Source organism: Candidatus Zixiibacteriota bacterium (genome assembly GCA_029860345.1).
Lineage (GTDB): Bacteria > Zixibacteria > MSB-5A5 > GN15 > FEB-12 > JAJRTA01.
The window spans coordinates 104266-117546 of the sequence record JAOUBJ010000015.1 but is presented as its reverse complement, the minus strand read 5'-3'; the positions used below and the strand labels follow the sequence as shown (position 1 = coordinate 117546).

General features: G+C 56.0%; 7 protein-coding genes. 4 read left to right on the top strand and 3 right to left on the bottom strand.

Annotated features, from left to right (window positions below; all coding sequences use genetic code 11):
• Window position 1 precedes the first annotated feature (1 nt).
• Window positions 2–3448 carry a S8 family peptidase gene (locus tag OEV49_14490; GenBank protein ID MDH3892283.1) on the top strand — a complete coding sequence of 1149 codons (3447 nt, stop codon included), beginning with the start codon at window positions 2–4 and terminating at the stop codon, window positions 3446–3448.
• Between the two features lie 864 nt (window positions 3449–4312).
• Here the strand turns inward: OEV49_14490 and OEV49_14485 are convergent.
• The 3 genes from OEV49_14485 to OEV49_14475 form a co-directional block, all read right to left on the bottom strand.
• On the bottom strand, window positions 4313–5782 hold the full coding sequence (locus OEV49_14485; GenBank protein MDH3892282.1) for a hypothetical protein: 1470 nt from the start codon (window positions 5780–5782) through the stop codon (window positions 4313–4315).
• Between the two features lie 204 nt (window positions 5783–5986).
• Window positions 5987–8560 (bottom strand): protein kinase, encoded by a 2574-nt coding sequence (locus OEV49_14480; GenBank protein ID MDH3892281.1) that lies wholly within the window; start codon window positions 8558–8560, stop codon window positions 5987–5989.
• Between the two features lie 403 nt (window positions 8561–8963).
• On the bottom strand, window positions 8964–9542 hold the full coding sequence (locus OEV49_14475; protein MDH3892280.1) for a sigma-70 family RNA polymerase sigma factor: 579 nt from the start codon (window positions 9540–9542) through the stop codon (window positions 8964–8966).
• 408 nt (window positions 9543–9950) lie between these two features.
• On the opposite strand from OEV49_14475, the gene OEV49_14470 reads away from it, so the two are divergent.
• From OEV49_14470 to OEV49_14460, 3 genes are read left to right on the top strand one after another with little or no spacing between them, the layout of a single operon-like run.
• Complete coding sequence (locus tag OEV49_14470) at window positions 9951–11939, top strand: DUF1598 domain-containing protein (protein ID MDH3892279.1); 1989 nt, start codon at window positions 9951–9953, stop codon at window positions 11937–11939.
• Window positions 11936–12553 carry a hypothetical protein gene (locus OEV49_14465; GenBank protein ID MDH3892278.1) on the top strand — a complete coding sequence of 206 codons (618 nt, stop codon included), beginning with the start codon at window positions 11936–11938 and terminating at the stop codon, window positions 12551–12553. The genes OEV49_14470 and OEV49_14465 overlap by 4 nt, the downstream gene beginning before the upstream one ends.
• Window positions 12550–12969, top strand: coding sequence for a hypothetical protein (locus OEV49_14460; protein ID MDH3892277.1), 420 nt, complete (start codon window positions 12550–12552; stop codon window positions 12967–12969). Before OEV49_14465 ends, OEV49_14460 begins: the two co-directional genes overlap by 4 nt.
• Window positions 12970–13281 lie beyond the last annotated feature (312 nt).

Here is a 13281-nt window from a genome sequence, read left to right as displayed (position 1 = left end):
CATGTTGACAGTATCATCGAAAAAACCATTAAGACTTTGGCCGATTCTTGCGCTGGCCGTTTCGGTTTTTGTTTTCACCGCCGGATTCGCTCTGGCTGGGGGCGGTATTGGTCCCGGCCAGTCCGACCCCAATAACTCAGGCCACGATGTAACGCCGCCTGAGTTGTCATACGTCCCCAACCAAATCGTGGTCAAGTTCGCACCCTGGGCCGATCCGGAAGAATTGTTCGACGCCGGCTTCGTAACAGCAGTGAGACAACAACTCACCCACAGCGGTGTCTACTTGTTGGAAACCCCACCCGGTGTCGAGTTCTTCGATCTCGAAAGTGACTTCGATACCATGAGTTCGGTCACCTATGCTCACCCAAATTATGTGATGAATAGGTTGCACCCGGTCCAGGGAAGCTATCCCTTCTCCGATGAACAGTATATCGGAGACTATCCAGATCAGTCGGCCGGCGCCATGCTGAATCTGGACAACAGTCACCAGACAGCCACCGGGGACGGCATCACGGTAGCGGTCCTCGACGGCGGCGTTGATGCTTCTTACGACGAGTTGTCATCGGTTGTCCTGCCTGGTTGGGACTTTGTTGCCGAGGACGCCTTTCCTTTCGACGAAGGCGGTGGTCAATCCTCGGGACACGGCACGTTTGTCGCCGGCGTCGTTCATCTGGCCGCACCTGATGCCATGATCGCGCCTTATCGCGTCATCGATAATCGCGGTTACGGTGATGGTTTCACTTTGGCCCGCGCTATTGAACAAGCGGTCGATGACGGCTGCAATGTCATCAATATTAGTCTGGTGCTGATGGCCGAGCACCTGGCCGTGCGCGATGCTATCAACTATGCTGAGTCCCAAGGCGTCGCCGTGGTCGCCGCGGCCGGTAATGAAAGCAACGCAGGCAATCTATACCCTGCTGCCTTTGCCAATGTCATTTCGGTGGCCGCCATTGACTCGACCATGCTCCTGGCCGACTTCTCAAGCTACGGCGCCAATGTTGACATCTGCGCACCCGGAACGATGATCTACTCCACCTATAAGGACGGCTTGTTTGCCTGGTGGAGTGGCAGCAGTTTCGCGGCGCCCTTCGTGGCCGGGCAGGTGGCCATGCTCAGGGAAATCTCACCCTCGGCCAGCAACCCGCTTCTTGAGTACGCCATTACCGCCACCGGAACCGACATCGACGACATCAATCCGGATGTTTCAGGCTTGCTCGGCGGTGGACTGGCCGATCCGCCCGCTTCGTTGAGTTCGATTAACAATCTGGCCATGGCCGATCTCATGCCGGACACTGCCTACGTCGACCTGTATGAAGGCCGCGTCTATGTAACCAATCCGATGCTAAGCTCGTTCTTGACCTCCACCAACGCTCCCGCCGGTTACACGGCAGAGGTTGTGGACGACGGCGACGTATTCACCATGCTGATGGCGCCGACGGGCACAACCAATGACACCGTTTGGGTGTCGGTGGACCCATACCTTCCGGTACTGGGCACGCACTACGACGAAGTGCTGTTTACCGTGGACGGCGTCCCGGAACCGGTATCGCTCACCGTCTGCGCTACGATGCACGAGGCCGACACAAGCGCTACCGCCTGGCTCAGTCATCCCACTCTGTACTTTCAGGCTCAAGTGGGGACCGACGAAACACAATCTGTGCCATCCATTCTGTATTCCTCCAACGCACCGGCTGGGTTCGTAGCCGAGGTGCTGCCGGGTGGCGGCGGGTTCACGTCACTGCCATACAATTCGGGACTTACGGATGATAGTGTCATGGTAACTGTCAACCCCGGTGGGCTGACTCTTTCCGGCAACTATCTGGACAGCGTCAGGTGCAGTGTTGCCGGTGTGCCCGACCCGGTCTACATTTCGGTATGGCTGAATATGTACGACTCGACTGTAGACGGTGATTCCGCCTGGGTCTACACCGATTCGGCGACTGTGTTCGTCATGGGCGAAGGTTCACTCGATGTACGCACCGGTTGGGTGGATGTCATGTCCTCCAACGCTCCGGCCAATTTCACCGTGACCTTTGCCGAACCGCCGGACTTTATCACTCTGGTCGAGAACTCAGGCCAAACCAACGGCTACTTCAGTTTCGAAGTAAACCCCGGTACGCTCATCATGGGCAACTACCAGGATGTCATGCAGGTTTGGGTGGAAGGCTGTGCCAACAGTCCCATCAATGTTCCCGTGACGCTTCTGGTGGTACCGCCCGGAAGCGAGGACCCCGATTCGGCCTGGGTATCGCCGATCTGGCACGGATTTGAGTCGTACATAGGGTCCGACACAGTACACTATGGCGCTTTCGAGATTACTTCCCGTATAGTCCCGTCCGCTTTCACAGTCAGTCATGTGGACCCGGCCGATTTCATCAGCATCACAAACCCGACCGGTTTCACCCCTGACACGGTACACTTCACCGTCACCAGCACGGCCCAGACGGCGCCGGGTGTCTATTACGACACACTGAGTATCGAGGTCGAAGGCGCCTACAACAGTCCGCTTCGCGTGTTCGCCTTCCACCGGGTCGTGGAAGCACCGACCGGCGAGTCACTAATCCTGACTCCGGATACAATCGACTTCACCATTGCCCCCGGCACGGACCCGGTGACCGTTACCAGCTTCCTGAGTTCCACTGCTTCGCCGATGAACTACATCGGCTGGCTGGATACTGTCTCGACAATATGGATGAATCTGAACAATACGTCAGGCACCACCGACGAGGAAGTCAGCGTAACCGTATACCCGGCCGGATTCACCGCCGGAACATACGCGGGAACGGCCTTCTTCTCATCTCCGGACGCGGACAACACTGTCAGGCTGCTGATCAGGATGACTGTCGATACCAGCAGCGGACCGCCGCCGAGTGAAATGGCTTGGACAATACCGAATCATGTGTACGTGGCTGCCGATGAAGGTTCAACGACGCCAATTGAAGCCACGGTTAATCTGAATTCGAGCAATGCACCGGCCTGGTATTCGGGTTGGAGTATGAACGCTTCGGGCCTCCATTTCGTAACATTGCCTGATTCGGCCGGACAGACCCCCAGCCCTGTCTCTATCATGATCGATCCATCCGGATTGACGGCCGGAGCGTACGGGGATACGGTTATCTTCGATGTCGCAGGCGTGGTGGATCCGGCGGTGGTTGTGGTCGAGTTGACCATCACTGCCCCTACCAAGGCGCCGACCGGTGTGCAGAACTTCCCCAACCCGTTCAATCCGTTGACCCAGATCAGTTTCACCCTCGGCGCCCCCTCCCGTGTGAATCTGACTGTTTACAACATCGCGGGGCAGGTCGTCACCACGTTGGTCGATCAACATCTGGAAGCAGGCGAGCACGGCTTCCAGTTTGACGGCAGCAGAGTCTCCAGCGGCGTCTATTTCTACCGGCTACAGACGGAAACAGCCATTGAGACACGCAAGATGATCCTGCTCAAGTAGCACCCGTGGCGATTTCGCGATCCCGCGGCAAGTTGGGCCGCCTCTCACCCGAGAGGCGGCCTGCTTTTTTGTGTGCAGGTGGTGTCGGGCGACCCCGCCCGACACAATAAACTTGCTTCTCGCGGTGTGAGCGCTATTCCATTCTTTGCGAGGATTGGGTGGCACCCCCAAACCCGGTTTGGGGGTGGCCTTGGTTTTCACCGTCCCAAACAAAGTTTGAGACGGCCACCCGCCGCCACGCGCTATGTTCATCCTTCGACTCCGCTCAGGATGAGGTGCGAGGCGCTCTGGATCAGGTTTTGTGCTCGCGTGATCTTCAGATCGCGCGAGTATCCGTGGGCGAGTCTGAAGACTCGACCACCACAACTAAAACACGAGTGGAGCCGGTAGTGCGCCCAATGCTCACTGCACCATCGCTCTTCGGTACCCCACCCAGAGGCTCCGCGGCGGGTGGGTTCTTTGGCTGGGTGGCACCCTCAAACCCGGTTTGGGGGTTACAGGCGCAATCCTGTTTTTCGCGCTTCGCGGTGATAAATCACTTCCTCGAGCTTCGCGCGTTGTCAGGAGCACAAGGGCTCCTGACCTACGGTTGTCGAAACCTTGCTTCGCAAACCCTTCGGGTCAGGGGTTTCGACCTACAAGAGCCGTCACGCTACAAGAACCGCCACGCGAGGATCGCATGACGGCCCGAAAAGAAGATGGACCCCGGCCTTCGCCGGGGTGACAGAATCGAGTCACTCTTCGGTACCCCACCCAGAGGCTTTGCGGCGGGTGGGTCCATCCGTTTTTGTAGACTTCCCACAGCAAGCTGTGGGCCACCCGACCTACGAAGATCCGTCTCGTGAATTCGCATGACGGCACAGGCTACTGCAAGGTCACCAGAACTTTTACCGCGCCGGTTTCTTCATTCATTGGCTCCATCGCTTTACCAATGACAGAACCGAAAGCGCGCACTTGATCGGTCGCTTTCATGGCACGACCAGACTCAGAAGAAGTCACCAGCAGATCACCGACTTTGATAGCGCCATTCTCCGAACAAACTTTTACCGGCACAATTCCACTAAGCGCTATCGGCACCTGGTTGGCCGCATGACCAAAGGCGTTCGATCCCAGGTGGAAGCCCGGCACGGTAGAATACACACCCACTACCCGCTGACAGTACGGTTGCTCCGTAAGCTCCAGATGTCCGAGCGTCTTCTCAGACAGAACCAGCACATCACCCGGCTCGTAGTCGGCCATGTTGCCGATCACTGTCATGTTCTCGGCCACATCGCAACCACCCTGCTGCGTGACCGTTCCGTCGAGACAGAGGTTGCCGTCATTGTCAACACGGAGTCGCAGGTTCAGGGGGTTGGTGCTGGACAGTTGCAGCAGATCGCCGGTAGCGGCAGTACCTAGAATAGCGGGACCCGTACCTGTATTCACTGCCTTCACGCCGGCACCGTTACCGGCATTACGACCGGTGATAGCCGCCGTAGAATCGTCCTCGACAACATGCAGGGCCGACTGGGCGGATGTCGTTCCTATGCCTACGCGGCCTTTGAAGTAAGCCTGTTGATCCGATGAAGCAGCCACATCTTCAATAGACCCCGTCGTTGTTCCCGTTGGATCGATCGTATAGAATCCGGCCGCACCGGCATCGGCTCGGGCCAGCAAGCGATCTAGTCCGTCATAGGTCCAGAAAGTAGCTGATTTCAAATAGTCGGCTACAGTAGTAACAGCCGACAGAGTGTCACCGGTCAGTTGATCGATGACCAACATTCGTTCGGTCCCGGTGGGCGAACCAAAAGCTTTGGCGGCGCCGGTCCTTTCCAGGACTGTCTCCCATCGCGCCAACGTGTCACCCGAGGTGTCGGTGGAGACAAAGCAAGCCGATACACCGCTGGACGAATCTGAAAATGTGAAAATGTCACCGGCCACCCGCGCAGCTACTTCTGCAAATGGAACCGCACCAAGATGAGTCCGGGGAGCGATGGTGTCTGTTCCTCCTACCACAAGTTCCAACCACCGCGGCGTCAAAGGGGAAATCAACAAGTCTCCGTGAAACACGTCCGGACTGAGATTGTTGTTGAGACCCAGATAGAGTGAGAACAATCCCTGACTGTCAACATCTACCGGACGGGTCTCTTCCCAGATCGGAATTCCTCCGGCCGGTTGGTCATAAATCAAGAACGTAATACCATAGGTTCCGGCTGCCACCGGATCACCGCTGGAATCCAGCAGTTGTCCCTGATAGTTCATCAGGTCTGTGAAGTCCAGACTGAAAAGTTCGGAGCTAATGGCCGCAATCGACAGCAGACCCATGAAAGCAAGCAATAGCATTCTCTTACGCATGGCTGTGTACCCTTTTGTGTATCGACGTTTCTTTTCGTTCGAATTCCATAACACTGTGCTCACGACTCGCCGTGGTGAAAACACTGGTTGTCGATCCGGCAGTATGGCCGACGAGTTGTGGCTTTGTAGACTGTTGTCATTATAACCTCATCGGTTGAAAAGGTCAACACAATAAGGACCGTAGAACTCTCTGTTTTGGAACAATCAGCCGCCGGTGTGATCTTGAGCAGCCCGGCGCAAGTCGTCTACTACATGTTGAAAATCGGGTTGATCACGCAGGTTGTCCCAATCGGGGCGTGACTCGAAATCGGCATAGTGTCCCAACCCACAGTCCACGCCGCGCCTTAGGTGCTCAATAGCCTGGTCAGGCATGTTGTTCGTGGCCAGCAGCATGGCCGTATCGTAATGGTAGACGGCTGATCTTTCACGAGCCGCAACAGAACAGTTTTCATCCAGACCCTGGCGGGCAAGTTGGAATTGTTTATCGGCTCCGAAAGAACCCGACGACGACCGAAGCACTTGACCGAGTTTCTGATGAAGCGGGTACCGATCAGGAAGTCTCTTTAATCCTTCGCTCAGAATCGACTCTGCCTTATCGGCTTCACCCAGTCTGAGGTAGCAGTCGGCCAGATAGTACAGAAGGTGCACGTTGTTGGCCTCAACTGCACGCGCTTTTTCCAGGGAAGCGGCCGCCTGCGCCCAGCGGCGACGATACCAGGCGAGCGATCCTTCGGTCATCGAGCCAAGAAAACCACGACGATCATTGGCCAGGAGTTTTCGCATCACTTCGTCTGAGCGTTCCTGCTCATCCTGGTAGAAGTAGATTCGGCAGAGATGGGCTCGCGATATCTCCTGAAAGGGATCCAATTGCAGAGCCGTCTCTTCGTGTTCGGCCGCCAGTCGATACCGCCCCGAAAGGACGTAGGCGTGGGCCAGATAATGATGGGCTTCGTTATTGCCGGGATTCAGGGCGACCGCCGTGCGAAGCTCCGTAATACCGCGCCCGAGGTCCTCGCTGCGAATCACCAGGAAGAGGGCCATGTGGGCATCGGACGACCCCGGTTCCAGCTCGACTGCGCGCGTAGCCAGTTGGACCGCTTCGCCGGTAACGCCTTCGGGCCGCCCGTAACCGTAAGTTTGGTGCAGGCTGTGAGCCGCGGCCAACTGGGCATGGGCTTCGGCAAAACTGGAATCGAGCCGGGCCGCTTCGTTGAGCAACCGGATAGCCTTCTCAACCGACGTCTGATCTCTCTTCTTCATATAGTAGCGACCGCGCAGGAAGCAATCGTAGGCTTTGGGATCAACCGTCGGCTTACGTTCAATGAGTTGGGTTTCATTTCCGCTAAGGGTGACATTGAGAGCGGCCGCCACTTGTTCGGCGACGTCGGCCTGCAACTGGAGAACGTCTGCGATAGTCCGATCATAGCTCTCCGACCACAGGACTGCCTGGTCGTCGACCGAAGTCATCTCGATATTGATTCGGATTGTCTCTTCGTGCCGTCTGATGCTACCACCAAGAACGTGGTTGACACCCAACTCGCGCGCAATCTCAAACGGATCGTACTCCTTCCCCTTGAAGCGAAAGACAGCCGTGCGCGAGGCAACTTTAAGTCGTTCCAGTTTTGACAGCCGGGCGATAATGTCCTCACAGATGCCATCGGCCAGATAATCAATCTCGGCGTCGTCACCTGCAAACCGAAAGGGGAAAACGGCCACCGATGCCTGCACCGGCAGAGTGGCTGCGGGTGTCGGCATCGCCGGACGTTGTGCTTCGAGGTCGGCCGCCAGATCAGATACACTCTGATAGCGATCATCAGCCCGCTTTTGCAGCGCGCGGCGGGTGATGTCCCACAGGTATCCGGGAACATCCGAGTTCAGCTTGGTAACCACCTCCGGTTCGTCGTAGACTATTGCATTAATGGTCGCCGCCACGTTGGCTCGGGCAAACGGCGCGCGACCGCTAAGCATCTGGTACATCAGAGCGCCGATTGAGAAGATGTCGCTGCGATGGTCGCACTCCTCGCCACGGGCCTGCTCCGGCGACATATAGTTGGCCGTGCCGGGGGCGGTACCGGTGCGAGTCAATTGTGATTCGCCGATTATGCGGGCAATACCGAAGTCCAAAAGTTTGGCCAAGCCGTCTTCGCCGACAATTACATTGCCCGGCTTGATGTCCCGATGTACCACGCCCTGATCATGTGCTTTCTGAAGACCGCGGCAAATCTGAATGACAGTATTCGACACAACGTCACCATCCAACAAGTCATGTTCCAGCATCTCGTCAAGCGATCTACCGGCGAGATGTTCCATGACTATATACGGACGGCCATCAATCTCTGAAATCTCATGGATGGTCACGATGTTTGGATGGATCAGCATCGCCGCCGCCTGAGCTTCACGCAGAAAGCGGGCACGAATCATCTGGTCAGAGGCTACATGAGCGGGCAGGAACTTGAGGGCCACGAGGCGTTTCAGTCTGGTGTCTTCGGCCAGGTAGACCTGCCCCATGCCGCCTGAGCCAAGTTCTTCCGTGATGCTGTAATGCCCAACGACTCCCTCCTGGCCCGGCCACGCGCTTTCCGACGACACGACATCCAGAGCCAAACCATCCAACAGCGAATGCGACTGCTGATCGGCCCTGAGCATTCGGTTGACTTCATTAAAGAGCTCACTGTCGGTACCGCACTCTTTTTGTAGCCAGGCTTCACGATCAGCTCGGCCCAGTTCAAGGGCAGCTTCAAATAATTCTTGTATCTTGTTGAATCGCTGCTGACTCATGCTGTTGTTAAGTGTAAGGTGGCACCCTCAAAGTTGCTTCGGGGGTGACAGGCACTCCTGTTTTTGCGCTTCGAGGCGATAAGTCGCTCTCTAGTTCGAAACCTCACTCTGAGCGTCCCCACCTCACCCTGAGCACCCCCCACCTCACCTTGAGCACCCCCCACCTCACCCTGAGCGGAGTCGAAGGGTGATACCGTCCAGGTGGTGTCGGGCGACCCCGCCCGACAGTCTTGTGAATCAACCCACAGAACCGTCATTGCGAGGTATCCAGCGTCTCGCGGGATACCGTGGCAATCTCGATTCGTGGCGCGACTTGCTGTGTGAGATTGCCCCAGCCATGCTGAAACCGTGGCTTCGCAATGACGGCTGCCGGTGCAACTGGACAGACTTTGATGGCAAGCCATCACCTCGGCTCCTCGTCCTCGTTCAACTGGGCCGACAGCCAGGCTTTGGCCAGACGCCAGTCTCGGTGTACGGTGGGGACCGAGACTTTCAGCACCTCGGCGATTTCTTCGTGTGTCAAGCCGCCAAAAAACGAAAGCTCCACCACTCTGGCCTGCCGCTGGCTGAACACGGCCAGGTTTGACAACGCTTCGTCCAGATCGATCAGTTCTTCAGCTTTGGCTTGTCGGGTGTGAAATTCCTCATTGAATGTCGCCAGGGCGTTGCCTCCCCCCCGTTTTTCAGCCATCCGGCTCTTGGCGTAGTTGATCAGGATACGGCGCATGGCCATCGCGGCCACCGACATAAAGTGCGCTCGGTTCTGCCAGTTCACTTTTTCCTGCCCGACCAGCTTGACATAAGCCTCGTGAATCAGGGCCGTGGCGTTAAGGGTGTGATCGGCCCGTTCGCGACGCAACTGGCGCTCGGCCATCTGGTGCATCTGATTGTACACCACCGGCATTATGGCATCGACGACAGCCCGGTTGCCGCCAGTCAATTCGCTGAGCATTTGGGTTATGTTGCCGGAGTCGAGGGTCATTATGTTTCTGCCTGTCCGCCATAAACGGCCACTTTGTCGGTCCATCAGTGTTGGTTTTTACAATTTACACCGCGCCAGATCAAAAAGCAACGCTGCAAATCGGCCAACATGCCCCAACATGCCACCGTTGAGCTTATTCGTCCGGCAAGATTATCAGATTCGATCTGTCGGTAACAGCATGCGACAAAAGATGCCTGGACGGCAAAGTGCTACCACGAAAAACCAGCGGACCGGCCGTGTGGACGTGATGTCAAAAGTAATTCTGGACATTGTGGTCGGTGGTCTGTATTCTGGGTTGGCATTGAAGCTCAGCCGGGCTGAGTTCTTCGGGTTCGCAGATTCAAGTACGGGGTACGGTAGGCATGTGGTCTTGCGACGAGCAGGCCGGACTAAAGAGGAGGTTGGACTATGTTGTCATGTCAGATTAATACTATTCATTACTCTCTCCGAGTTGGCACAATTTTAGTCTGTGCTTTGATGGTTGCGATCGTCACGCTTTCCGGCGCGACAAAGGCCGCCTGTCCACCCGGCGCCTCGATTGCGGTTTCACTGAAGGCATTGCAAGACAGCCTGGAAAAATGCGCGCCATCAAACCACTGCTCAGACGATCTGTTGCTAATGGGGGGAATGACCGAGCTTACCGGCTATGTACTCGACAGAGAAAACCGCGACCTGATTCTAATCGGGCGATGTCTGCCCGATCTGCCGCCGCTTCATCTTGAGGACTTCGTTGTCGCCTTGCGCAACGCCTGGCTGAAATACGCCCCACTGGAAGGTAACACCTACATATACTCGTATCCCGGTTGTTCAATCGACCCCGATGTCGCAGTCATGAATCGGCTGAACCAGATCAGTCAGCGGATGAACTCCAAGCCGGGTATCGATGCAATGGACGGCGTGCTAGAGGACTGGCGTCGCGAGTGCGGGAATCCACAAGCGGTGCGAGTCCTGGGTATACCATTTGACTGCCGCTTTGCCTCGGTGATGGTGACTGCGGACTACGACATGAAGACTCTTGTAGATGGAAGCGACAGCCTGGATTTACCGGGGTTCACCTCCACCGTTGATGCGGCGCTGGCGCAGTTGCGCCGGGCCGTGATCACCGGTGGCGCCATGCCCGGACTGGCCAGCTATAACCGATTCTGGTTTTATCCAGGATCGATCCGCTTTGAGGCGCAGGGGAATGTGGTTCTTATCAGCCAGTCGCCCGTCAAACTTTTGACCGAAGCGATGCATTCAGGTGGCGGGGCCATGGATCCTCTGGCCGAGAGCTTCGCCGACCAGTTTTCCATACTGTATGATGAAGTAGCTGCCCGGCGGCCCATTTACCAAGAGTTGGAAGGCTTGTTCAGGTTTGTAGCCATTGCCAAGGCGATGAGATTCCGATCCGAACAAGATGACCTGCCGGTTGACCTGGGCTACCTGCTTGAGGGATTCCGTATTCCAAAACTACCTGTCGACCGCAGCCTTCCCGGCCGGAGTGCCGTTCGGACTTTCACTCACAGCCAGACAACAGACCGCGGCGTGGCGACTACCTACTTGTGGCTGCCCAGCTGCGGTGGTGTTGGTGTGGATATCGATGTGACTCCGGAGAGTTTTGATCCAGCAATGTCTGCCGACATTGATCGGTATCCACAAGCAATCGAGCGCGCAAGGCCATCGCCGTCGACACCTTCCTGGTCGTACACGGTACCGTGGCAGCAGCGGTGGGATTTCTTGCGGGCAGTGGACAAGTTCAAAACTGACAACCAAAATTGTCGTCTGGTCGTTCTTGAGTACGATCCGGTTCGGACCAAGGTAATTACCAAGTCGTCATCGTCACCCATCGAAATCCGGGAATTCGCCGAGCAGGTTAGGGATATGACACGGGCTGAACGATCCAAACCGATCTATTTTCTGCCGATGAATTTCCCCACACCGCAACAGTATGAGGCGGCGCTGTCTGCCGTTCGCACGGAGCTTCGCCACAGCGACCTAAATGTGAAAGACTGGGCACTCCCTGCCGACTTGAATCTCTCCCAAATCGAACCGCTGTTCAAGCCGGGCGTACAGATCGACGCTACCGAGGCTAACATTCAACCCTCCTCCGATGGTACAGGGTTCATCTCACAGTTTGGCATGAAGGTATCCAGTCGGGGCAGGATCGAAAAATACCGCGTCAAGGTTTTTGGCAGGCTCGAGGAGATCGTTCAGGATACTTTCAATCGTATCAAGGAACGTTTTTCATCGCCCACGGCTCAACCAACCAGCCTGTTTAACCAGATTCGGCAGTTCCTGCACGAAATGCAGATCGAGCACGACATGACCGACGAGGAACTCAGGAACCTGATCGAAATAGAATTGAGAGGCAGACATTTCATAGATATCTGTCAACCGGTTGTGGGAAGAGCCGCATGATGGCCGTACAGTCTTCCCTGCCCAATGTCAAACCCCACGAGTGCGTTCTTATCTGCGGTGTGCCGATCACCCAGGCGAATTTCGACCAAGCACGCGAACGGCCGGACAAGAGCTACGCCAAGCTGTACCGATCTGTCTTATACCGACCGGTGTGGGAAACATACGACTCCCGATTTGCCGGCATCTTCCAATCCGTTGCCAAGGACATGCGACAACTGGGGGTAAAAGTGGCCACGGAGGTGACGTTACCATTATTCCGGGAGTTGTGTGAACAGTTCCAAACCGGCGTAATCGTGCTCTTCACCCATTGCGAAGGAAACCAACTGGAGTTTCACGACGGAATGTATGATATCGAACAGGTGATTGAACTGATCCCACCCGAGTATTCCAGTCTGATGGATGTCTGTGCCTGCAATTCATTGCCGCTGGCTGCCGAGATTCGGCTCAGCCGTCCCACCTGTATTGTACATGATTCCGAAAAGAAAGCCCATCCGGTTTTTTGGCTTTACGTCTATCGCGCGGTGTTCGGTCAACTTAAGGCTAAGAGCCGGCCATACCTTTTGGTCATGGAAGAGGTACGAAGAGAATTGTTGAAAGCGTGGAGGAGAAGATGAAGAGACTGAGGACGCCCGTCAGGGAGTACCTTGACAAACTTGGCTTGGACCGCACTATGGAGTTTGGCGTCGAGGTACGCCAGGCCGGCGAGGCAGACAGCAAGGCTCTGCGAGGAGTGTTGAATGCAGAGAGGAAACATATCAATATCCTCTTTTACCTCTTGATGGTACTGCTGGTTGTGCTCTTCGGAGCCGGATTGTACCTGGTCATGACCACCCCCTATGAGCCGTTGATACTCTGGCTGATTTTCGGGACCGAATTCGCCGCGCTCCTGGGCATCCTGGCGATGCTGCGCAGAATCTGGTATGAGAAGTTCATTATCGCCACTGCTCTGGCCGTGTTGGAGGACTTGCCGCCGGAGGATGCGGCTCAGTTTATATTGCTGCTGCACTCGAAATTTCTGCGCAAAAGATGATCCGGGCATAGAACATTAGCGAGGTTGGCTCAGTCCAATTGTCCTGGGGCTGATCGACGGGGCTGTTTGACAGTACATCGAATTCAACCCGGCAATAACACGCCAAGGGGGCACCGGCTGTTTCGCACAGGTTCAACGGAGATCGACCGCTGCCGCGCCGCGGTCCTCTCACGAATCTCAGTGTGAGTTCGATTGTGTTATCACTTTTCGCCCATTCCCGTGCGTCTCTCTATGACAAACAAAGACAACAAGACTTGATATTACATTACTTCTAATACTTCGTTACGGGATCGGCGCCAACCGATCCCGTTT